Genomic DNA, 21,174 nt, shown 5'->3' on the forward strand with positions numbered 1-21,174 from the left:
CGTAACCTCTTTTTTACCGAACTTGGGCATGGGTCGGAAGGGACCACGACCGACTTTGCATACCAAGGGACATTACATTGGACGAAATCCTGGTCGATTGGGATGAATTTCGCGCCACGCGCACCCAGCTGGGGGCGGCGTTCGTGCGCATTCTGGGCTATTTCCGCGAAGACGGCACCAAATCGGTGGCGGCGATCGAAGAGGCGATGCGCGCCCGCGACGCGCGCGGCCTCGTGATGCCCGCGCACACGCTGAAAAGCGAAGCACGCCAGTTCGGCGGCGAAAAGCTCGGCGAGGTCGCCGAAGACATCGAAATGTTCGGCCGCCACTGCGTCGAAAGCCAGATCAGCCCCGAAGAATATCTGCCGCGCGTCGTCGAACTGCGGCGGCTGTTCGAGGAAACGCTGAGCGCGCTGGAGCGCGAAGCGAATCCGCTCGTCCAGCGCCGCCCAGCCGGATTCGGCCGCGCCGTCGGTTACTGAGCGACTGGCGCTTTTCGCATCGGTTGAACCTGCCAGCGCGACAAGCTGCGCCACAGCCATTCGAGCGGCCCATATTGGAAGCGGTCCAGCCAGGGTTTCGACCACAGCAACATCGCCGCCCACATGCCAAAGCAGAACAGGTAGAGCGCGGCGCGCCCGACGCTGCCGAACAGCCCCAACCCATAGCCGTAAAAAATCGTCGTCATGATGATCGAGGTGACGAGGTAATTGGTGAATGCCATGCGCCCGGTTGCCGCGAGCCGCGTGCGCACCGCGTCGCTGGCGACCGACTTGATCAGCAGCATGATCAGCGCCGTCCAGCCGACGGTCATTAGCGTGTCGAAGGGTATCGACAGCGCCATCGAAGCGCCAAAAATCGACACTGCGCCATAGTCCGATTGCATTTGGTATAGCGCCAAAGCAACCAGCGGCGGGGTTGCGATCAGGAAACAAACGACGGCCCATTTGCGATAGCGCGCCATATCCCATTCGCCGGTCAGCATCCGCGATTTATACAATGCCATGCCGATCAGCATCAGCCCCATTGTTTCCCACAGGAACATCCCGACAAAAAACAGCGGGTCGCCCGCCATTTCACCGGTGCGGTGGCCCAGGATGCTGGCGTAGCTGCCGAGATAAAGCGCGGTTTCCTGAGCATAAAGTGGTGTCGAAGGCCCCATTTCGGCGTTCATCTGACGCAGCGCCTCCTGCATTCCCGCCGCCGCTTCGCCGGGTAGCGTTCCGGCCTGCGCCATCGACAGCATGGCCCACAGGCTTGCCGGAATGCCGATGCCGATGAGGAAAAACGGCAGCGACCAGAGCAGTAGCGCTTTGACCGACAGGTTGCGGAACAGAAACAGCAACAGCCCGCACACCGCATAAAGAAACAGGATGTCGCCAAACCAGATCAGGTAGAAATGGGCGAGGCCGAACAGCGCGAGCCAAAACATACGGGAATAATGCGCACCCGCGGGACGGCGGCCTGCCGTTACGGCGCTATCGATCACCAGCAGCGCACTTGCCCCGAACAGCAAAGAGAACATGCCGCGCATCTTGGAATCGACAAAGACGAAGTTGAAGAACCAGGTCGCCAGGTCGAGATCGCCCGGCGGCCCGCCCGCTGCAGGATTGGAATAAGCCGGGAAGGGCAGCGCGAAGGCGACGATGTTCATCGCCAGGATGCCCATCACCGCAACGCCGCGGATCGCGTCGAGACTTTCGATTCTCGTCCCCGTTATCATGCCCAATCCCCGTTGCGATATCGATACAGGGGCTATCGTTCATCGCTGCCAGCGTCGAGCGGTTTCTGAAACACAGGCCTCGCGATTAACTCACTATTGACATCCATGTCAGTAATGCTATCTGATCATCATCGCCAGATTCGCATGAGAGCAGCCATGACCCCGACCATCTTCTCCCATCCCGACCGCAAGATGCCGACCTTTCGCCCGTTCAAGGCGCTGTCGCACTTTCGCAAACTGATCAAGGACAAGGAGGATACCGAGCAGGTATTCCACATCTTCGAAAGCTTGCCGCGCAAGGGCTTCATGGATGACGCGCGCGCCTTCGTCGAAAGCGACAAGGGCCGCCGGCTGATGGCGAGCGAACCCTATCTGCCCGACCTGCTCGACGATCATAGCTGGATCGACGCGCTGCCCGAAGGAACGGTAGGACACGCCTATGTCACCTTCATGCGCCGCGAAGGGCTGTCGGCCGCGGGGCTGGTCGCCGAAGCCGACAAGATGGGCCGCCCCAAGTTCGACGATCAGGTGCAATGGTACGCCAACCGCCTGCGTGACACGCACGACCTGTTCCACATCCTGACCGGCTATGGCCGCGACGCGCTGGGCGAACAATGCGTGCTGGGCTTCACCTATGGCCAGACCGGCAACTACGGCAATTTCTTCATCGCCTACGCCGGCGGATATGAAGTGAAGCGCGGCGTGAAAGCCAAGGCGCCGGTGTTCGGCGCGATCCGTCAGGGTCAGCGAAACGGCAAGGCGGCACAGGCGATCATCGAACAGGACATCCGCGCACTGCTCGCCGAACCGCTCGACGCGGCCCGCGCCCGGCTGGGGATTGGCGAACCGACGCTGTATCACGAAGCGCACCGCGCGTATCGCAGCCGCGGGATCGATCCGTATAATTTCCTGGCGTCACAGCAGGCGGTTGCGGCCTGATTTAAGATCCTCCCTGTGGCAAAGCCATGGGGAGGTGGCAGCGCGGAGCACTGACGGAGGGGCAATGACGCGACGTCGCGGCCCCTCCACCACTCGCTGCGCGAGCGGTCCCCCTCCCCATCGCTGCGCGACAGGGAGGATCTATTTTAGCTTCGCGATCAGTGCCTGCGCCGCAGCCGGATTGCGGACTTTCGCGCCCGAAATGAAAAAGATGAAGACATCGCGGTCGCCCTTGGCCCAATCGCGCGCTTGCGTGGCCCAATGGTCGAGCGCCTTATTGTCATAGCCCGTTTCGACATCTTCCTGGCTGCGCTGCAATCGCGCGTAGGTAAAATCGGCGGTCTGTTCGTCGATGCACGGAAATTCGTCGCTGTCGGCATAGACGATCGCCATGTTGCGCTCGCGCAGCATGTCGATAAACATCGGGTCGCGGAAGCTTTCGTGCCGCACCTCGATCGCGTGGCGCAGCGGCACGCCATTCTGGCTGTCAGGGAGCAAGTCGAGAAACCCCGCAAAATCATCGCGGTCGAATTTCTTCGTCGCCATAAACTGCCAGTGGATCGGCCCGAGCCGGTCGCCGAGGCGGGTGAGGCCTTGCGTGAGGAATTTCTCGATCGATGCTGCGCCTTCGGCCAGGATCTTGCGGTTGGTGGTGAAGCGTGACGCCTTGACGCTGAATTGGAAGCCGTCGGGGATCGATGCGGCCCAACTCGCGAACGTCTCGGGCTTTTGGCTGCTGTAATAGGTGCCGTTGATCTCGATCCCGGTCAGATGCTGGCCGGCATATTCGAGCTCGCGTTTCTGCGGGTGTTTGGGCGGGTAGAAGGTACCGCGCCATGGGTCGAAGGTCCAGCCGCCGACGCCGATGTGGATGCTCATAAGGCCGTCTCCTCCACCTCTTATTGTCATCCCGGCGAAGGCCGGGATCTCATCGTCGCGTTTTGCCGCTCCGGCGAGATTCCGGCCTTCGCCGGAATGACGGGGTGGGGTTGTTACGCCAAAGCCGCGTCGGCGCCCATCAACGCCGGAAAAAACCCCTCATGCGCCTCGCGCAGTTCCGCGAGGGTCACCTCATGATCGCTATCGGGCAGTTCGAACACGATCCGGTCCTTGATCGTGCGGCCGAGCGGATCAACCGGCACGTCGGCGCGGCCCGCGGCGTCTAGGAAGTCGGCGAGGCAGGTGTCGCAGACGGTGACGAGATAAAGCCCCTGATCCTCACCGAAGAAGCTTTCGGCGATGCCGAAGGGCTGTTCTTCGCTGATCAGCACGCCGATATTCGACTTCAAGGCCATTTCGGCGAGCGTCACCGCGATGCCGCCGTCCGACACGTCGTGGCAGGCGGTGATCCAGCCGGCATTGATCGCATGGCGGATGAAGTCGCCGGTGCGCTTTTCGCAGCGGAGGTTCACTTCGGGCGGCGGACCTTCTTCGCGGCCGTGGATTTCGCGCAGCCAGATCGACTGGCCGAGATGCCCGGCACGTTCGCCGACCGCCAGCACGATGTCGCCGGTGCGCTTGAAGCCGATGCCGACCGCCTTGTTCAGATCCTCGATCACGCCCACGCCGCCGATCGCGGGAGTCGGCAGGATCGCGCTGCCGCCGCCGGTCGCCTTGCTCTCGTTATACAGGCTGACGTTGCCCGACACGATCGGATAGTCGAGCGCGCGGCACGCCTGCGCCATGCCGTCGAGACAGCCGACGATCTGGCCCATGATTTCGGGGCGCTGCGGGTTGGCGAAATTGAGGCAGTTGGTGATCGCGAGCGGCGTGGCGCCGACCGCGCTGATGTTGCGCCAGGTTTCGGCGACCGCCTGCTTGCCGCCCTCGACGGGATCGGCGTAGCAATAGCGCGGGGTGCAGTCGGTCGACATGGCGAGCGCGCGGTTGGTGCCGTGGATGCGGACAAGCGCGGCGTCTCCGCCGGTCTGCACCGTGTCGGCGCCGACCTGGCTGTCATATTGTTCCCAGATCCAGCGGCGGCTGGCGATGTCGGGGGTGCCCATCAAGGTCTTGAGGTCGGCGGCGACGTCGGTCGTTTCGGGGACGTTGGTCAGCGGGGGTTGCTTCGGCGTCGGCACATGCGGGCGGTCGTAGAGCGGCGCGTCGTCGGCGAGCGGGGCGAGCGGGATGTCGCAGACGATCTCGCCATGATGCTCCAGCACCATGCGGCCCGTATCGGTGACGGTGCCGATGACCGCGAAATCAAGTTCCCATTTGTGGAAGATCGCGGCGGCGAAATCCTCACGGCCGGGCTTCAGCACCATCAGCATGCGTTCCTGCGATTCGGACAGCATCATCTCATATGCGGTCATGCCCGTTTCGCGCTGCGGTACATCGTCCATCTTGAGGTGAAGCCCGACGCCGCCCTTCGACGCCATTTCGACCGACGAGCTGGTGAGACCCGCGGCGCCCATGTCCTGAATCGCGACGATCGCGTCCGACGCCATCAGTTCGAGGCACGCCTCGATCAGCAGCTTTTCGGTGAAGGGGTCGCCGACCTGGACCGTCGGGCGCTTTTCCTCGGCATCCTCGCCGAAGTCCGCGCTCGCCATGGTCGCGCCGTGGATGCCGTCGCGGCCGGTCTTCGAGCCGACATAGACGATCGGATTGCCGACGCCGCTGGCCGCCGAATAGAAGATCTTGTCCTGTTCGGCGACGCCGACGGTCATCGCGTTGACGAGGATGTTGCCGTCATAGGCCTTGTGGAAATTGACCTCGCCGCCGACCGTGGGGACGCCGACGCAATTGCCATAGCCGCCGATGCCGTGGACGACGCCCGAGATGAGGTGCTTCATCTTCGGGTGGTCGGGGCGCCCGAAGCGCAGCGCGTTGAGGTTGGCGACGGGGCGCGCGCCCATCGTGAACACGTCGCGCAATATGCCGCCGACCCCGGTCGCCGCGCCCTGATAGGGTTCGATATACGACGGGTGGTTGTGGCTCTCCATCTTGAAGATCGCGGCGAGCTTCTTGCCGTCCGGCCCTTCGCCGATGTCGATGACGCCGGCATTTTCGCCGGGGCCGCAGATTACCCACGGCGCCTCGGTCGGCAGTTTCTTGAGGTGCAAGCGCGAGCTCTTGTAGCTGCAATGCTCGGACCACATGACCGAGAAGATGCCGAGTTCGACCAGGTTCGGCTCGCGCCCCAGCGCGGCGAGGACGCGCTCATATTCTTCCGGCGAGAGGCCGTGTTCGGCAACGACCTGAGGGGTGATGACGGAGGCGGGCGCGGGTGCGGTCTGAGTCATGGCGCGCCTTTAGCGATGTGCGCGCAAAACGAACAGACCCCATAGCGCATTTTGCGCCATGGGGTCTGCGGTCGGTGTGGTCTCAGCGCGAGGCGAGGGTGGTCGCGGGCTTGGCGAGCGGCTCGACGTCGCGCAGCGGAAAGCTGACCTGCTGCGATCCGACGGTGCCGCGGACGCGGTGGGTGCCGACGCGCAGGGTAAAGGGTTTGCCGGTGCGTTCCTCGACGCCGCTGATCACGCGGACGTCGCCGACTTGGGTGACGGTATAGCTGTAGGTGCTGCCTTTATGCTCGAACCGCTGCGTGGCGGCGTCTTCGGCATGGGCGGTGGCGGGAACGGCGGCGAACAGCGCCAGAATGGGGAGAACAATCTTTTTCATGATGCAAGTCCTTGTTTGGAAGAACAAAACTTGCCTTTACGCCCCTCTCTCTTGTGCAATGCAGCATGATTGGCCGCGCGCCGCACGGCAATTGCAAAAAGCGGAATCGTGATTGTCGAAAGTGAAGCGGGTGGGCGCATACGCGTTCGAGACAAGTGAGGAGCTGTTCCCCGGCGAAAGCCGGGGTCCAGGGCGTCCAAAAGCAGGCGCTGCTCGATGATGCTCTGGACCCCGGCTTCCGCCGGGGAACAGATAGCTGCTCGAAAGGCTTAAAGGCCAGGCGGCGCTACGCGGTTCGCGGCAGCAAGGTCAGCACCAGCCACGCCGCGGCTCCAGCGGCAAATCCCGTCGCCAGCGTCCCCCAGGCGATGTCGAGCAGCGTCACCTTGGTCGACCAGATCTTCATCGTCGCATGGTTGGTCAGGTCGTAAGTCATGTAACAGAAAAAGCCGAACATCGCCCCCCACTGCGCCGCGACCTGCCATTTGCCCGCGGCCAATGCAGGCGCGACCGCGAAAATCTGGATGCCCAGCATGTAGAGCGCATAAAAGATCAGCGCCGGGGCAGGGCGCCAGCCGTCCATCAGCAGCGCGCCGATCTCGGGGCGATAGACTTTGAGCAGCATCGTGCGCAGCCAGATCGCGTCGAGGATGCCGAAGATGATGGCGGTGGCGATATAGGCGGCGATGGTTTGCAAGCTCATGGCGGAACTTTCATGGCGACCGTCCGACGATTGTTCCGGCCGATTGTGGATACGCCAGCGTAGGCGCGCACCGTGCGACGTCAAGCTTGACCGCACTTGACCATTGGGGGGCGAACGGGCCAAAGCATGGGGATGACGGACACCCCCGAAACCGCTGCTGCGCTCGCCCCCGACCCTGCGATCACCGCGCTGTCGTTCGAAGCCGCGATGGGCGAGCTCGAAACGATCGTGCGGCGGCTGGAAAGCGGCGATGTCAGCCTGGAGGAATCGGTGGCGCTCTATGAACGAGGCCATGCGCTGCGCGGGCATTGCGAGGCGCGGCTCGCCGCGGCGCAGGCGCGCATCGAACAGGTGAGCCTGGGGGCCGACGGGCGCCCGACGGGCACCACGCCGTTTGGCGAAAGCTGAGCGATCATGGCATCGACGAGCGACGATCTTTCGAGCGGAACACAATTGCTGCTGAGCACGCAGGCCGAGGTGATGGCGGGCATCGACCGGCTCTATGATCAGCTGTTGCCCGTCCCCAATGACCCCCGCGCGCCGCTGTATGAAGCGATGCGCCACGCCGCGATCGCGGGCGGAAAGCGGCTGCGCCCGCTCCTCGTCCGCGCCGCGGGCGACCTGTTCCATGTCGATCGCGGGCTCAGCCTGCGCGTCGGCGCGGCGGTCGAGGCCATGCACGTCTATTCGCTGATCCACGACGATCTGCCGTGCATGGACGATGATGATCTGCGCCGCGGCAAGCCGACGGTGCACAAGGCATTCGACGAAGCGACCGCGGTGCTGGCGGGCGATTCGCTGCATGCGCTGGCGTTCGAATGGCTGTGTGACCCTGCGACCAGCAGCGACCCCTTCGTGCGCGGCGAGCTGTGTTGCGAACTGGCGCGCGCGGCGGGACCGGCGGGCATGGCAGGCGGCCAGATGATGGACCTGGCCGCCGAGACCGCTAATTTCGACCTGCCGACGGTGACGCGGCTGCAACAGCTCAAGACCGGGGCGTTGATCGCCTTTTCGGTCGAAGCCGGCGCGATCCTGGCGCGCATTCCGCCCGAAGGGCGCACCGCGCTGCGCGCCTATGCGCGCGACATCGGCCTGGCGTTCCAGATCGCCGACGACATCATGGATGTCGAGGGCGACGAGGCGCTGGCGGGCAAGGCGCTGCACAAGGATGCGGCGGCGGGCAAGGGTACCTTTGTCACGCTGATGGGGCTGGAACGCGCGCGCGGTCAGGCGACGGCGCTGGTCGACCAAGCGATCGGGCATCTGGCGAGCTTTGGTGACGAGGCGACGCTGCTGCGGGCCATCGCCCGCTATGTCGTGGAAAGGGACCGTTGATGCGCATTGGGGTCTATCCCGGAACCTTCGACCCGATCACGCTGGGCCATATGGACATCATCCGCCGCGGCGCCAAGCTGGTCGACCGGCTGATCATCGGGGTGACCACCAACATCGCAAAATCGCCCTTGTTCGACGATGACGAGCGGATCGCGATGGTGCAGAGCGAAGTCGCGGGGATCGAGGGGAATATCGAGGTCGTCGGGTTCAATTCGCTGCTGATGGATTTCGCCGATGCGCAGGGTGCGTCGATCGTCATCCGTGGCATTCGCGGCGTCACCGATTTCGAATATGAGTATCAGCTGACGGGCATGAACCGCCAACTCAACGCCCGTGTCGAAACCGTCTTTTTGATGGCGGATGTCAGTCTTCAGCCGATCGCATCGCGGCTTGTCAAGGAAATCGCGATCTTTGGCGGCGACATCCAGAAATTCGTGACGCCAGCGGTGCGCGAGGCCGTTGTGACGCGGATCGCCGAGCGCGGCTTGCTGCAGGGCGAGCGTTAGAGGAACACGGCACCAGCCCGCTCCCGCCAACATTTGAAACGACCGATCATTGAGCGTTCAGCTTTTTCCCGCTAGGGCGCGCCAACGGGGCGCAAATCCGATTTTCTGACAGAGGCCGATCCAGCATGAAATTATCCTTCCGCCCCATGATCCTTTCGGCGATGGCGTTCGGTCTCGCGGCGTCGGCCGTCGCACAGGAAGCGCCGCCGGCGCCGAATCCGATGCCTGAAACGGCCCAGCCTGCGCCGCCGGTCGAAACGCCCGCGCCGCCGGTCGAAACCCCGCCCGCCGCCGAAGCCCCTGCGGCGACCGAGGTCGCTCCTGCGGCCGCGGCAACCCCGGCGGTGCCGACGATGACGCCCGATCAGTACATCAATAACCCCGAATATATGCTCAACCTCGACCTTTCGACGGGCGGCCGGGTGGTGATCCAGCTTTATCCCAATGTCGCGCCAAACCATGTCGAGCGATTGAAGCAACTGGCGCGCGCCGGATTCTATGACGGGATCAAGTTCCACCGCGTCATCGACGGCTTCATGGCACAGACGGGCGATCCGACCGCGACCGGGCAGGGCGGCTCGCAGCTTCCCGACCTCAAGGCTGAATTCAATGTAACCCCGCATCTGCGTGGCACTTTGTCGATGGCGCGGGCCGAGAATGAAGACAGCGCGAACAGCCAGTTCTTCATCATGCTCCAGCCGCGCTTCGCGCTCGACCGCCGCTACACGGCGTTCGGCCGCGTCGTGTCGGGCATGCAATATGTCGATGCGATCCAGAAGGGCGAGCCGCCCGCGGTGATGTCGCGCATGGTCCAGGTGTCGGTCGCCGCCGACAACAAGCCGGTCCCCCCGGCGTCGGCTCTGGTCGAAGCGGTTCCGGCGCCCGCGCCCGCCGCCGAAATCACCGCCGACCAGCTCAACGCGCCGATCCGCTAAACCCTTCGGCGGCGCGAACCTTCATGCGCGTCGACGCCTTCGATTTTGACCTGCCGAACGAACGGATCGCGCTCCGCCCAGCGCGACCGCGCGACGCGGCGCGAATGCTGGTGGTTGAGGGCGACAGGATCGCCGATGCCGGGGTCGGCGACTTACCGACATGGCTGCGCTCCGGCGACTGCCTGGTGTTCAACGATACGCGCGTCATTCCTGCCCAGCTTGAAGGACGCCGCGGTGACGCCAAAATCGGTGCGACGCTGCACAAGCGGATCGACCTGCGGCGCTGGCAGGCGTTTGTCCGCAACGCCAAACGGCTGCGCGTCGGCGAGACGGTCGATTTCGGGTCGGGCGTATCCGCGCTGGCCGAAGAACGGCTGGCTGACGGCAGCTTCATCCTGGCGTTCGCAGGCGACGAACCCGTCGAGGTCCTGCTCGAACGTGCCGGCACGATGCCCCTGCCGCCCTATATCGCGGGCAAGCGGGCGACCGATGACGACGACCGTTCCGATTACCAGACGATGTTTGCGGCGAAAGATGGTGCCGTTGCCGCGCCCACTGCAGCGCTCCACTTCACGCCGCGCCTGCTCGCCGCGCTGACGGAGGCAGGCGTCGCGACCGAGACGCTGACCCTGCACGTCGGCGCGGGCACCTTCCTGCCGGTGAAGGCCGACGACACCAAAGACCATGTGATGCACGCCGAATGGGGACGGATCGAAGCCGATACGGCGGCGCGACTGAACGCGGTGCGCGCTGCGGGTGGCCGGATCATCGCCGTCGGCACCACCAGCCTGCGCTTGCTCGAAAGCGCGGCACAGGAAGACGGCGCGATCACCGCGTTCGCGGGCGACACCGCGATCTTCATCACCCCCGGTTACCGGTTCAGGGCGATCGACGGGCTGATGACCAATTTCCACCTGCCGCGCTCGACACTCTTCATGCTGGTGAGCGCGCTTATGGGATTGGACACGATGCAGGCGGCCTATGCCCATGCCATCGCGCGCGATTACCGCTTTTACAGCTATGGCGATGCCAGCTTGCTGCTACCTGACCGCCCAGCATAGGCTGGTTGCCGCGGTTGGCGCCGCCCGGCTAAATCTCGATGACGATCTTGACATTGTCGGTGCTGACCGCGGCGGCCTCGGCCACCTGCGCTTTGGCGCGGGCTACGACATCGTTCAGGCTGTGAGGGGCGTCGAGCCCGAGCAGCTCGGCCAAATCGATCCCCAGCAGCGTCGCCAGTGCTTCCATCCGGTCCGCCTTGGGCCGCGCTTTGCCTTGCTCCCACGCTGATATCGACTGTTCGCTCACCGCCAATTCGGCGGCGAGCTGACTCTGTGTCAATCGCCTTGCGGTGCGGAACCGGTGGAGCCGGTCACCGAAGCTTTCGGTTGCCGTTGCGCTGGATAGGAAAGCCTCGCCGCGATCGGGGCCGACCACGGCGCGCAATTGCGCCGCGCTCAGCGTTGCGGGCGAGATCGGTGTATCGAACTGGCAGCCATAAAGGGTGTCGCTGGTCCAGACTATCGTCGCCGGAGTCGGCCCCGCCTGCGGCAGCCCGATTTCGATCGTGTCGCCCGTCGCCAGCGTCACCGCGCCCTCGAACAGCAGTCCGGTCGCCGAGATATTGTGCACCAGCACCGCCCTTTCGACCCCGCTCGCCTGCGTGCTTTGCAGCTGCAGGCGCAGCTTCTGTCGTGCGCTCCGGCGTCTGGTGACCGATGGCGCCGATGTGTCGAGATATGCCGGGATAGCCATGATCTCCTTCGTCAACGCGGCGGATTAAGAGATCGTTAGCGGCGCGGCGATTTGCGCGCACCCACTTGGCGTGGTTCCTGCCTTATTTACACTATCGCAATCCCTTCCGCGCATAGCGGTTACAGCGTGGGGATCAGCAAGAGATTGATTTGATGGAAATACCATCGCGGATCATGTCCGGCGAGCGGGAGGATGAGAGTGTCGAGGAGGGCCAGAAGGGCTTTTTCGGCTTGATCGGAGCGCGGATCGGCAAACCGCGCGGCGATGCCGCGCCGAATCTGCACACCCGGGAGGCGCTGCTCCTGCTCCAGAATTATGAAGAAAGCGGGCAGGGTTGGTTCTGGTCCACCGATGCCAAGGGGCGGCTGACCTATATCACCGATTCGGTTGCGCGGCTGATGGGCCGGCCGAGCGACCAGCTGCTCGGGACGATCTTTACCGAGCTGTTCCTGCCGGTCGACAGTCATGGCGAGCGCCAGCGGACCTTGCCTTTCCTGCTGACCAAACAGTCGAAATTCGACGATCTGCCATTGCGCAGCGCGTTCGAGGGCGATGATCGCTGGTGGGCGATTTCGGGGCGGCCGCACTTCGACGGCAGCGGCAAATTTACCGGCTATCGCGGCAGCGGGACGGACATCACAGCGCAGCGGCGATCTGCCGAAGATGCCTCGCGCCTGGCGCTTTATGACTCGCTGACCGGGCTGGCCAACCGGTTCAACATCTCGAAAAAGCTCGACACGACGCTGTCCACCTTTGCGCAGCAGCAGCGCTCGTGCGCCATCATGCTGCTCGATCTCGACCGCTTCAAACAGGTCAACGACACGCTGGGCCATCCGGCGGGCGACGCGTTGCTCAAACAGGTTGCGCAGCGGCTGTTGAAGATCGTCGGGGACAAGGAAATGGTGAGCCGCCTGGGCGGTGACGAATTCCAGATCATTCTTCCCGATCTCGAAGACCGCGGGAAGCTCGGCGACATGGCCGCCGACATCATCAACAGCCTGTCGCAACCCTATTCGGTCGAGGGCAGCCGCTGCATCATCGGCGCCTCGGTCGGGGTTGCGATCGCGCCGTTTGATGGCCTGAGCAGCGACGATCTGGTCCGAAACGCGGATCTCGCGCTGTATGCGGCGAAGGGTAACGGGCGCGGACGGTTCAGTTTTTACTCCAGCGACCTGCATCAGGCGGCCGAAATCCGCCGCGCATTGGAAGGCGATCTGCGCGACGCGCTGGTGCGCGGCGAGATGGACTTGCGGTATCAGCCTGTCGTCAATTCCAAATCGAACCTGGTGACGGGGGTTGAGGCGCTGGTGCGATGGACGCATCCCGAGCGCGGGGTGATCTCGCCCGCCGTGTTCATCCCGATTGCCGAGGAAGCCAATCTGATCTGGTCGATCGGCGAATGGGTGTTGCGGCGCGCGTGCGAGGACGCGGTCAAATGGCCGGGCGACATGCGCGTGGCGGTCAATGTCTCGCCGATCCAGTTTGCCAACGAGGATCTGCCCAAAATTGTCGCAAGCGCATTGGCGACGACCGGGCTCGCGCCCGACCGGCTTGAGCTGGAAATCACCGAAAGCGTGTTTCTGGGCGATTCGGCCGATACCGGCAAGATGTTCAAGGCGCTCAAGGGTTTGGGCGTGCGGCTGGCGCTCGACGATTTCGGCACCGGCTATTCGTCGCTCAGCTATTTGCAGACGGCGCCGTTCGACAAGATCAAGATCGACCAAAGTTTCGTGCGCGGGGCGACCGAGCCGGGGTCGCGTAACAGCGCGATCATTGCCGCGATCGTCGCCCTGGCCGAAGCGCTGGAGATGGAAACAACCGCCGAAGGTATCGAATCGCTCGACCAGCTTGACCTGATCCGCAAACTCAACGTCAGCCATGTGCAGGGTTATGTGTACAGCAAACCCGTTCTCCATGCCGAACTGCTCGACCATGCCGAGGCCGGGTCGTGGATGATCAAACCCGCTGGGCCTGCCCGCCAGCGCAACGATCGTGTCTCGCTGTTCCGAAAGGTCGGCGCGATCCATGACAATCATCGCTATGATGTCGTCATCCGCAATCTGTCGTCGACCGGCGCCTTTATCGAGGGGATATTGGATGTCCCGCTCGGCACCCAATTTGTTGTCGATTTCGGCGAGGGACAGCTCGTCACCGCCACCGTGCGCCGATCGATGAAGCACCAGCAGGGCATCGAATTCGAACAGACGATGGTAAGCGATGGCAATGGCGGGCTGTGTACACGGCACCGCGTGTCACCCTATCTGATCGCCGCCGCGACGCAATCGACCGCCGCGATGGCGCTGCCGATGTTTACGACGACGAACGACTGGAAAGCTCCCTGATCAGAGGCGTGGAACCGTCCGCGCGATCGCCCGTTCTGCTCCCAAACAGGAGAAGACCATGGCTGATACGAAAATCTTTGCGCGGCTGAAGGCCGATCATGACCGTCACCGCAAGCTGCTCGATCAGATCGACGAAACCAAGGGCGACAGCCCCGAGCGCGAAAAGCTGTTCGAGGCGTTTCGCATCGAAGTGACCGCGCACGCGGCGTCCGAAGAAATGTCGCTCTATGCGACCATGCTCGGTAAGCCCAATCTGCGCGAAGAAGCGCAGCACAGTGTTTCCGAGCATAAGGAAATCGACGATCTGCTGACCGAATTGTACGAGATGGACTTTGCCTCGACCGGCTGGCTAACCCGCTTTCGCACGATGAAGGACCGCTACCTCCACCATATCGAGGAGGAGGAAGAAGAAATGTTCCCCGAAGCCGAGGAAGGCCTGTCCGAGGCGAAGAAGAAAGAGCTGCTGGCGATCTTTGAGAAAGAAAAGCCGAAGGAGAAGGCCAAGGCGGCTGCCGATGAGCCTTCGAGCGAGGACGCAAAGGAATAATCCCACCGTTCGTCATCCCGGCGAAGGCCGGGATCTCGCCCGTGCGTATGGCATCCGCGTCGAGATCCCGGCCTTCGCCGGGATGATGATCTAAAGGCGAAACCTCGACTTTATCGGCCGTCCCCGCCATAGGCGCGCGCGATGACCGACAGATTCACCTTTTCCATCGCCGCGACGGACGGCGCCGCGCGCACCGGCACGATTACGATGAAGCGCGGCGAAATCCGCACGCCCGCCTTCATGCCCGTCGGCACCGCGGCAACGGTAAAGGCGATGCGCCCCGCCGAGGTACGCGCGACTGGCGCCGACATCATCCTTGGCAACACCTATCATCTTATGCTGCGCCCGACCGCCGAACGCATGGCGCGGCTGGGCGGATTGCACAAATTCATGGGCTGGGACCGCCCGATCCTCACCGATAGCGGCGGCTATCAGGTGATGAGCCTGTCGGCGCTGACCAAACAGAGCGAAGAGGGGGTGGCGTTCAAGAGCCATCTCGACGGCTCGCGCCACATGCTGACTCCCGAACGCTCGATGGAAATCCAGCGCCTGCTGTGCAGCGACATCGTGATGGCATTCGACGAATGCCCGCCGAACGGGGTTGATGCGAAACGCGCCGAGGCGAGCATGGAGCGCTCGATGCGCTGGGCGGCGCGCAGCCGCGCGGGGTTTGACGCGGGCGAAGACCATGCGGCGCGCTCGGCACTGTTCGGCATCCAGCAAGGGTCGCTCGACGAAAAGCTGCGCGCGCGCTCGGCGGCGGCGCTGACCGACATCGGGTTCGATGGCTATGCGATCGGCGGCCTCGCGGTCGGCGAGGGGCAGGAAGCGATGTTCGGCGTGCTCGACTATGCACCCGCCCAGCTACCTGCCGACCGTCCGCGTTACCTGATGGGAGTCGGCAAGCCAGACGATCTGGTCGGCGCGGTCGCGCGCGGGGTCGATATGTTCGATTGCGTGCTGCCGACGCGGTCGGGGCGCAACGGCCAGGCCTTTACCTGGGACGGGCCGATCAACATTCGCAACGCCAAATTCGCCGAGGATCAGGCGCCGCTCGACCCCTCTTGCACTTGCCCGGTTTGTACGACCTGGTCGCGCGCCTATTTGCATCACCTCGTCCGCTCGGGCGAGATGCTGGGCGCCATGCTGATGACACAGCATAATCTGCATTTTTATCAGGATCTGATGCAGGCGATGCGCGATGCCATTGCCGCGGGGCAGTTCGCTACATTTCAGAGTGATTTCGACGCGCGCTATCAGCGCTGACGTCAGTCGAGTTTGCTCAATAGGTCCAGCAAAGACTGCGGAATTGTTTCATCCACGGTCGACTCATACGCACGGCGCAGGGCGCCATTGACGTCCTGCGCCTTGGCAGCCGGTTTTTTTTCCGCGTCCTTCCCCGACGTCGCACCCTGTGGCGAACCGGTTCTAGATGACATTATCGGGGCATCCGCTTAACATGGGGCCTGTTGCTAACCGCGCATTTATCAAACCGCAATGGCGCGTTTGTTCTTCCCCATGAAACTAATTTGCGGCTAAATCGTTCCCATGGGGTAAAATTATGCCAGCGGACGCCGGTTTGGGCCGCGTTTGCTGGTTTTTTGGCGGGTTATGTCCCGTTTCAGGAGGGAAATATATGTCATTGGGTCAGGCGATCGCGCCGCATCTTCCGTATCTGCGGCGTTATGGTCGGGCGATTTCGGGTAGCCAGCAAAATGGCGACGCGCTGGTCGCGCGTTTGCTTGAAACATTGGTGGCCAATCCGGGGGCGGTCGATACCGGCAATGACCTGCGGATCCAGCTGTACCGGATGGTGCATGACAATTTCGGATTGATGGCCAGCGCGGCGACGTCCGATGACGACGCCAACCTCAGCGACATCGCCATCGCCGACGCGCGCCTGCGCCGCATTCCGTCGTTGGCGCGCCAGGCGTTGCTGCTGACCGCGGTTGAGGGTTTCAACGCCGAGGATACCGGCCGCATCATCGGCCGCGATACCGACGAAGTGAAAACGCTGATCGCCGAAGCGACCGACGAGATCGATCGCCAGACCCGCGCCCGCATCCTGATTATCGAGGATGAGCCGATCATCGCGATGGACATCGAAATGATCGTCCGCGATCTGGGCCATGACGTCGTTGCGGTCGCAACCACACACCGTGAAGCCGTAGCCGAAGCACAAAAGCATCAACCCGGGCTCGTTCTCGCCGACATCCAGCTCGCCGACAACAGCTCGGGGATCGAGGCGGTGCAGGAAATCCTGACCGGCCTGCATGTGCCGGTTATCTTTATCACCGCGTTTCCCGAACGGTTGCTCACCGGCGATCGGCCTGAGCCCGCATTCCTGCTGACCAAGCCCTATCAGCCGGCAACGCTGCGCGCGGCGATTTCGCAGGTGCTGTTCTTCGACGAAAGCACGGTTCCGGCCTGAGGCCAATCCGTCGCCCCCGCGCAGGCGGGGGCGGCTGGCATTTCGTCCTCGGCTTTGCTGCGTAAACCGGTGGCGGCCCCCGCCTGCGCGGGGGCGACGATACTTTGAGCCGCCTTGCGTGAAATGCCATCGCGGGCGATAGCCACCGCCGATGACCATCCTCGACGCATCCCACCGCCAATCGGCGCTCGACCGGCTCACCGCCAACGCGCCGTTTCTGGCGCGGCTCGCCGAACTCAACCCCGATGACGTTACGCGCTTCCTGACCGATGGCACCGACGCCGCACTGGCAGGGGTCTCTGCGCCCCCCGCCGACGACGACATCATGCGCGCACTCCGCCAGTGGCGCGGCCGCATGGCGCTGCTGCTCGCGCTCGGCGACCTGTCGGGTGAGCATGATGTCGCGACCACCACCCGGCTGCTGTCTGACTTTGCCGATCAGGCGTGCGACGCCGCGCTCGCCGCCGCCTTTGCCGAGCGTGTTCCGGGTGAGGCGCCGCGCGGGCTGTCGGTGATTGCGCTCGGGAAGCTCGGCAGCCACGAACTCAACTATTCGTCCGACATCGACCCAATCCTGATCTTCGACCCCGACACGTTGCCGCGCCGGTCGCGCGACGACCCGACCGAGGCGGCAGTGCGGATTGCGCGGCGAATGACCGAAATCCTGTCGGCGCGCACCGGCGACGGCCATGTCTTGCGCGTCGATCTGCGCCTACGGCCACATCCCGAGGTCACCCCGATCGTGCTGCCTGTCGATGCCGCCATTTCCTATTATGAATCCGAAGCCTTGGCGTGGGAGCAGGCGGCGTTCATCCGCTCGCGCGCGTCGGCGGGCGACCGCACGCTCGGCGAACAATTCCTGTCGGCAATCCAGCCGTTCATCTGGCGCCGCAGCCTCGATTTCCGCCAGCTCAAGGAAATCGGCGCGATGAGCGACCGGATCCGCGACCATTTCGCGCAGGGGCAGGCATTCGGGCCAGGTTACGACCTGAAACGCGGGCGCGGCGGTATCCGCGAGATCGAATTTTTCGCGCAGGTCCACCAGCTGATCTATGGCGGGCGCGATCCGTCGCTACGGGTTCCGGCGACGGTCGATGCGCTGGCGGCGCTCGCCGCGGCGGGGCGGATCGAACCCGAGGTCGCGACGCGCCTGTTGGGCCATTATGCGACGCTGCGCCGGATCGAACATCGCTTGCAGATGGTCGAGGACCAGCAGACGCATTGTTTGCCGACCCAGCCCGCCGCGCTCGACACTATCGCGCGGCTGGACGGCGTGGCCGACGGCGCTGCGCTGCTCGCGCTGCTCGAACCCGTCACCGCCGATGTCGGCGCCTGCTACGACCGGCTCGTCGCCGAACGCGCAGTGACCACCGGCTTGCCGCGCGACGATGACAGTCTGGCCGCGGCATTGCTGGCGGCGGGGTTCGATCCGCCCGATGCGGCGCTGCGCACGATCACCGAATGGCGCGGCGGCAAATTGCGTGCGTTGCGTAGCGCCGCTGCGCTCGACGCGCTCGAAACGATGCTGCCCGAACTGGTCAAGGCGCTGGGCGCGGCGCCCGATCCTGACGCGACGCTCACGCGTTTCGACAAACTCGTCGCAGGGCTGCCGAGCGCAATCAATTTCTTCCACCTGCTCGCGGCGCAACCGGCGCTGGCACGCATCGCCACGCGCGTTCTGGCGCTTGCGCCGACGCTCGCCGACGCGCTCGGTACCCGCGCGCAACTGATCGAGGGGCTCATCGACAGCCGTGCCTTCGATGCGCCCGCGGAGAAGACACAGCTGCTGGCGGAATGGGCGCCGGGACTGGCGACGCTCGACTATGAACGTCTGCTCGACCGGGTGCGCGATCTCGTCGGCGAGCGGCGCTTTGCCTATGGGGTGCAGCTTGTCGCCGGGTCGACCGATCCACTGGTGATTGCGGGCGGCTATTCCGAGCTCGCGGAGGCCGCGCTGTGTGTCCTTGCCGACGCCACCGTTGCCGAATTTGTCGCCGCCCATGGACGCATTCCCGACAGCGAGCTGGTCGTGCTCGCGCTCGGGCGGCTCGGGGGCCGGGCGCTGACCCATGCCTCCGACCTCGACCTCATCTATCTGTTCACCGGCGACCATCTCGCCGAATCCGACGGGCCGCGCCCGCTCGGCGCCACGACCTATTACAACCGCCTGGCGCAGCGGGTGACCGCGGCGATGTCGGTGCCGACCGCGGCGGGCAAGCTGTATGATGTCGATACCCGGCTCCGGCCGCAGGGCGCGCAGGGGCCGCTCGTCGTCACCCTCGACAGCTTCGAACGCTATCAGCGCGAGGAGGCGTGGACGTGGGAGCATATGGCATTGCTCCGCGCGCGGCCGGTCTATGGGTCGGACAAGGCGCGCGCCGAGGTCGAGCGGATTATCGCCGAACTGCTCGCAGCGCCGCGTGATCGGGCTAAGCTGGGCGCCGATGCCGCCGATATGCGCGACAAGATCGCTGCGCACAAACCGCCGCAGGGCGCGCTCGACATCAAGGGCGGCCCCGGCGGGCTCGTTGATCTGGAATTTGCGATGCAGGTTACGCAACTGGCCAGCGGCCAATGTCACGACCCCAATATCGCTGCCGCGCTTGGCTGTCTGAAGGCGGCGGGGCTGGCGCCCGATGGCGTCTGCGAAGCGCATGGCCTGCTTGCGCGGATGCTCGTGATGCTGCGCCTGACCGCGCCCGGTGGCGAGCCGCCGACCGCGGCGGCGCGGCAACTCGTCGCCAGCCAATGCGGCGAACCCGGCTGGCCGCAACTGCTTGCCGCGCACGATGCGGCGCGGCAGGAGATTGCCGACTGGTGGGCGTCGATTCGCCCGCAGCAGGAGAGTGAAAAATGAGCGGTCTGAAACTGGGCGATGCCATTCCCGCGGTGAAACTTCTCGACGCCGATGGTGCGACGATCGATCTCGCCGCGATGGCGGGCGCGCCGTTGGTCGTCTATTTCTATCCGAAGGCCGATACCCCCGGCTGCACCACTGAGGCGCAGGATTTCACCCGCCTTGTTCCCGAATTCGCGCATCTCAATGCGCAGGTGCTCGCGGTATCGCGCGACGCACCCGCAAAACTGTGCAAGTTCCGCGACAAATATGGCCTGACCGTCCGCCTCGCGTCCGATGAAGATGGCGCGGTGTGCGAAGCGTTTGGTACCTGGGTCGAAAAGCAGAATTACGGTCGCAGCTATATGGGGATCGAACGCTCGACCTTCCTGTTCGGCGCCGACGGCAAGCTGGCCAAGGAGTGGCGCAAGGTACGCGTCAAGGGTCACGCCGACGCGGTGCTGGAGGCAGCCAAGGCGCTGTAAATGCCAACATTGGGTGAAGCTGCGCGCGCGGTCCTGCTGACGCCGGACCCGCACGACAAACGCCGCGCCGCGCGGAGTCTGGCGCGGGCGTGGCGGCAGGGTCGGCTCGACCATCGCTGTGACACCGCGATGCCCGACCAGCCCGCCTGGCCTGGCGCGCCTGAATTGCTTGAACCCAGCCGGATGCCGCGCCGCGGCAAGGGCGGCTCCGAACGGGGCCGGATCGCGCTGCTCCATGCGCTGGCGCACATCGAATTTGTCGCGATCGACCTCGCTGTCGATCTGATCGGCCGCTTTGGCGACGAATTTCCGCGTCCGTTTATCGATGATTGGATTGGTGTTGCCGCCGACGAGGCCATGCACTTCGCGCTGCTCGACCGCCGCCTGCGCCAACTCGGCAGCCATTATGGGGCATTGCCAGCCCATGCGGGATTGTGGGAGGCGGCGCAGGTCACCGCCGACGACGTGCTGGCCCGGCTCGCGATCGTGCCTATGGTGCTTGAGGCGCGCGGGCTCGATGTGACGCCGCCGACGATTGGGCGCTTTCGCGAAGCGGGCGACGAGACATCGGCGCAGATTTTATCGCGCATTTACAACGATGAAATCCGCCATGTGCGCGCGGGGACGGTCTGGTTCGGCTGGAAGTGCGACGAACGGGGATTCAACGCCGCCCAAACGTGGCACGCCCTCGTAAAAGCGCGCTTTCGCGGGGCGCTCAAAGCTCCGTTCAACGACTCGGCGCGCCACGACGCCGGTTTAACGCAAGAATACTATGCTGTTATTGCGTCTTAACCATTGCGGCAGCACACAGGCTTCGCGGGGGATGAGCAATCATCCAAACCAACAAACACCGGCGCCAAAGCCTTTTGATGACTTTGGCGACATGGCACACGCGGGGTCGTATTTTGATAAACACTCTTCTGACGCAGAAGTTGCATCAAGTCGCAATCTGCGCCGCAGCATGTTTCGCTCTGGCCACTCCGGCCGTCCACGCCGCTGAAACCAGCGCC

The 21,174-nt window shown here is 64.1% G+C and carries 21 protein-coding genes; 14 read left to right on the top strand and 7 right to left on the bottom strand.

The window, feature by feature from the left end; translation table 11 throughout:
• Positions 1–77: 77 nt before the first annotated feature.
• Positions 78–482 carry an Hpt domain-containing protein gene (locus VGN68_RS06055; RefSeq protein WP_327474823.1) on the top strand — a complete coding sequence of 135 codons (405 nt, stop codon included), beginning with the start codon at positions 78–80 and terminating at the stop codon, positions 480–482.
• On the opposite strand, the gene VGN68_RS06060 is transcribed toward VGN68_RS06055, so the two are convergent.
• The gene (locus VGN68_RS06060) at positions 476–1,723 is read right to left on the bottom strand and encodes a DUF418 domain-containing protein (protein WP_327474824.1); all 1,248 of its coding nucleotides are present in this window, start codon (positions 1,721–1,723) and stop codon (positions 476–478) included. The genes VGN68_RS06055 and VGN68_RS06060 overlap by 7 nt on opposite strands.
• 156 nt (positions 1,724–1,879) lie before the next feature.
• Here VGN68_RS06060 and VGN68_RS06065 point away from each other — a divergent pair, with 156 nt between their 5' ends.
• Complete coding sequence (locus tag VGN68_RS06065) at positions 1,880–2,662, top strand: Coq4 family protein (RefSeq protein WP_327474825.1); 783 nt, start codon at positions 1,880–1,882, stop codon at positions 2,660–2,662.
• Between the two features lie 141 nt (positions 2,663–2,803).
• On the opposite strand, the gene VGN68_RS06070 is transcribed toward VGN68_RS06065, so the two are convergent.
• The 4 genes from VGN68_RS06070 to VGN68_RS06085 form a co-directional block, all read right to left on the bottom strand.
• Entirely contained in the window at positions 2,804–3,541 is a 738-nt protein-coding gene (locus VGN68_RS06070) for a DUF72 domain-containing protein (RefSeq protein WP_327474826.1), read from the bottom strand.
• A gap of 113 nt (positions 3,542–3,654) precedes the next feature.
• Positions 3,655–5,910: a phosphoribosylformylglycinamidine synthase subunit PurL gene (gene purL, locus VGN68_RS06075; RefSeq protein ID WP_327474827.1), complete on the bottom strand. Its 2,256-nt coding sequence runs from the start codon at positions 5,908–5,910 to the stop codon at positions 3,655–3,657.
• Between the two features lie 82 nt (positions 5,911–5,992).
• Positions 5,993–6,289: a hypothetical protein gene (locus tag VGN68_RS06080; protein ID WP_327474828.1), complete on the bottom strand. Its 297-nt coding sequence runs from the start codon at positions 6,287–6,289 to the stop codon at positions 5,993–5,995.
• 286 nt (positions 6,290–6,575) lie between these two features.
• Positions 6,576–6,992 carry a DUF2177 family protein gene (locus tag VGN68_RS06085; RefSeq protein ID WP_327474829.1) on the bottom strand — a complete coding sequence of 139 codons (417 nt, stop codon included), beginning with the start codon at positions 6,990–6,992 and terminating at the stop codon, positions 6,576–6,578.
• 132 nt (positions 6,993–7,124) lie between these two features.
• Between VGN68_RS06085 and VGN68_RS06090 the strand changes: the two genes are divergently transcribed.
• The 5 genes from VGN68_RS06090 to queA all read left to right on the top strand — a co-directional run bounded on the left by VGN68_RS06090 (position 7,125) and on the right by queA (position 10,829).
• Complete coding sequence (locus VGN68_RS06090) at positions 7,125–7,400, top strand: exodeoxyribonuclease VII small subunit (RefSeq protein WP_293700302.1); 276 nt, start codon at positions 7,125–7,127, stop codon at positions 7,398–7,400.
• Positions 7,401–7,472: 72 nt separating this feature from the next.
• Positions 7,473–8,327 (top strand): polyprenyl synthetase family protein, encoded by an 855-nt coding sequence (locus tag VGN68_RS06095; RefSeq protein ID WP_414713019.1) that lies wholly within the window; start codon positions 7,473–7,475, stop codon positions 8,325–8,327.
• Positions 8,327–8,833, top strand: coding sequence for a pantetheine-phosphate adenylyltransferase (gene coaD / locus VGN68_RS06100; RefSeq protein WP_327474831.1), 507 nt, complete (start codon positions 8,327–8,329; stop codon positions 8,831–8,833). The genes VGN68_RS06095 and coaD overlap by 1 nt, the downstream gene beginning before the upstream one ends.
• A 125-nt stretch (positions 8,834–8,958) precedes the next feature.
• Entirely contained in the window at positions 8,959–9,768 is an 810-nt protein-coding gene (locus tag VGN68_RS06105) for a peptidylprolyl isomerase (protein WP_327474832.1), read from the top strand.
• Between the two features lie 23 nt (positions 9,769–9,791).
• Entirely contained in the window at positions 9,792–10,829 is a 1,038-nt protein-coding gene (gene queA, locus VGN68_RS06110; protein WP_327474833.1) for a tRNA preQ1(34) S-adenosylmethionine ribosyltransferase-isomerase QueA, read from the top strand.
• A gap of 28 nt (positions 10,830–10,857) precedes the next feature.
• Here the strand turns inward: queA and VGN68_RS06115 are convergent, their stop codons facing one another.
• Positions 10,858–11,523, bottom strand: coding sequence for a helix-turn-helix domain-containing protein (locus tag VGN68_RS06115; protein WP_327474834.1), 666 nt, complete (start codon positions 11,521–11,523; stop codon positions 10,858–10,860).
• A 152-nt stretch (positions 11,524–11,675) separates the two neighbouring features.
• Here VGN68_RS06115 and VGN68_RS06120 point away from each other — a divergent pair, with 152 nt between their 5' ends.
• The 3 genes from VGN68_RS06120 (at position 11,676) to tgt (ending at position 15,678) form a co-directional block, all read left to right on the top strand.
• The gene (locus tag VGN68_RS06120) at positions 11,676–13,865 is read left to right on the top strand and encodes an EAL domain-containing protein (protein ID WP_327474835.1); all 2,190 of its coding nucleotides are present in this window, start codon (positions 11,676–11,678) and stop codon (positions 13,863–13,865) included.
• A 58-nt stretch (positions 13,866–13,923) separates the two neighbouring features.
• Positions 13,924–14,412 (top strand): hemerythrin domain-containing protein, encoded by a 489-nt coding sequence (locus VGN68_RS06125; protein ID WP_327474836.1) that lies wholly within the window; start codon positions 13,924–13,926, stop codon positions 14,410–14,412.
• Positions 14,413–14,553: 141 nt separating this feature from the next.
• Positions 14,554–15,678: a tRNA guanosine(34) transglycosylase Tgt gene (gene tgt, locus VGN68_RS06130; protein WP_327474838.1), complete on the top strand. Its 1,125-nt coding sequence runs from the start codon at positions 14,554–14,556 to the stop codon at positions 15,676–15,678.
• Between the two features lie 2 nt (positions 15,679–15,680).
• On the opposite strand, the gene VGN68_RS20500 is transcribed toward tgt, so the two are convergent.
• Positions 15,681–15,851, bottom strand: a complete 171-nt coding sequence (locus VGN68_RS20500; protein WP_349256059.1) for a NepR family anti-sigma factor — start codon at positions 15,849–15,851, stop codon at positions 15,681–15,683.
• 197 nt (positions 15,852–16,048) lie between these two features.
• Between VGN68_RS20500 and VGN68_RS06135 the strand changes: the two genes are divergently transcribed.
• The 4 genes from VGN68_RS06135 to VGN68_RS06150 all read left to right on the top strand — a co-directional run bounded on the left by VGN68_RS06135 (position 16,049) and on the right by VGN68_RS06150 (position 20,956).
• Complete coding sequence (locus VGN68_RS06135; RefSeq protein ID WP_327474840.1) at positions 16,049–16,843, top strand: response regulator; 795 nt, start codon at positions 16,049–16,051, stop codon at positions 16,841–16,843.
• A gap of 151 nt (positions 16,844–16,994) precedes the next feature.
• A complete protein-coding gene (locus VGN68_RS06140; protein ID WP_327474842.1) occupies positions 16,995–19,700 on the top strand; it encodes a bifunctional [glutamine synthetase] adenylyltransferase/[glutamine synthetase]-adenylyl-L-tyrosine phosphorylase in 2,706 nt (901 codons plus the stop codon).
• A complete protein-coding gene (locus VGN68_RS06145) occupies positions 19,697–20,164 on the top strand; it encodes a peroxiredoxin (RefSeq protein ID WP_327474844.1) in 468 nt (155 codons plus the stop codon). The genes VGN68_RS06140 and VGN68_RS06145 overlap by 4 nt, the downstream gene beginning before the upstream one ends.
• Positions 20,165–20,956 carry a ferritin-like domain-containing protein gene (locus VGN68_RS06150; RefSeq protein WP_327474846.1) on the top strand — a complete coding sequence of 264 codons (792 nt, stop codon included), beginning with the start codon at positions 20,165–20,167 and terminating at the stop codon, positions 20,954–20,956.
• Positions 20,957–21,174: the final 218 nt, after the last annotated feature.

This window comes from Sphingopyxis sp., from assembly GCF_035998965.1.
Lineage (GTDB): Bacteria > Pseudomonadota > Alphaproteobacteria > Sphingomonadales > Sphingomonadaceae > Sphingopyxis.

Bases quoted from the DNA above. Each gene is read 5' to 3' on its own strand.
- VGN68_RS06060 (WP_327474824.1), bottom strand. From the start codon at position 1,723: ATGATAACGGGGACGAGAATCGAAAGTCTCGACGCGATCCGCGGCGTT.
- VGN68_RS06065 (WP_327474825.1), top strand. From the start codon at position 1,880: ATGACCCCGACCATCTTCTCCCATCCCGACCGCAAGATGCCGACCTTT.
- VGN68_RS06070 (WP_327474826.1), bottom strand. From the start codon at position 3,541: ATGAGCATCCACATCGGCGTCGGCGGCTGGACCTTCGACCCATGGCGC.
- purL (WP_327474827.1), bottom strand. From the start codon at position 5,910: ATGACTCAGACCGCACCCGCGCCCGCCTCCGTCATCACCCCTCAGGTC.
- VGN68_RS06080 (WP_327474828.1), bottom strand. From the start codon at position 6,289: ATGAAAAAGATTGTTCTCCCCATTCTGGCGCTGTTCGCCGCCGTTCCC.
- VGN68_RS06085 (WP_327474829.1), bottom strand. From the start codon at position 6,992: ATGAGCTTGCAAACCATCGCCGCCTATATCGCCACCGCCATCATCTTC.
- VGN68_RS06090 (WP_293700302.1), top strand. From the start codon at position 7,125: ATGACGGACACCCCCGAAACCGCTGCTGCGCTCGCCCCCGACCCTGCG.
- VGN68_RS06095 (WP_414713019.1), top strand. From the start codon at position 7,473: ATGGCGGGCATCGACCGGCTCTATGATCAGCTGTTGCCCGTCCCCAAT.
- coaD (WP_327474831.1), top strand. From the start codon at position 8,327: ATGCGCATTGGGGTCTATCCCGGAACCTTCGACCCGATCACGCTGGGC.
- VGN68_RS06105 (WP_327474832.1), top strand. From the start codon at position 8,959: ATGAAATTATCCTTCCGCCCCATGATCCTTTCGGCGATGGCGTTCGGT.
- queA (WP_327474833.1), top strand. From the start codon at position 9,792: ATGCGCGTCGACGCCTTCGATTTTGACCTGCCGAACGAACGGATCGCG.
- VGN68_RS06115 (WP_327474834.1), bottom strand. From the start codon at position 11,523: ATGGCTATCCCGGCATATCTCGACACATCGGCGCCATCGGTCACCAGA.
- VGN68_RS06120 (WP_327474835.1), top strand. From the start codon at position 11,676: ATGGAAATACCATCGCGGATCATGTCCGGCGAGCGGGAGGATGAGAGT.
- VGN68_RS06125 (WP_327474836.1), top strand. From the start codon at position 13,924: ATGGCTGATACGAAAATCTTTGCGCGGCTGAAGGCCGATCATGACCGT.
- tgt (WP_327474838.1), top strand. From the start codon at position 14,554: ATGACCGACAGATTCACCTTTTCCATCGCCGCGACGGACGGCGCCGCG.
- VGN68_RS20500 (WP_349256059.1), bottom strand. From the start codon at position 15,851: ATGTCATCTAGAACCGGTTCGCCACAGGGTGCGACGTCGGGGAAGGAC.
- VGN68_RS06135 (WP_327474840.1), top strand. From the start codon at position 16,049: ATGTCATTGGGTCAGGCGATCGCGCCGCATCTTCCGTATCTGCGGCGT.
- VGN68_RS06140 (WP_327474842.1), top strand. From the start codon at position 16,995: ATGACCATCCTCGACGCATCCCACCGCCAATCGGCGCTCGACCGGCTC.
- VGN68_RS06145 (WP_327474844.1), top strand. From the start codon at position 19,697: ATGAGCGGTCTGAAACTGGGCGATGCCATTCCCGCGGTGAAACTTCTC.
- VGN68_RS06150 (WP_327474846.1), top strand. From the start codon at position 20,165: ATGCCAACATTGGGTGAAGCTGCGCGCGCGGTCCTGCTGACGCCGGAC.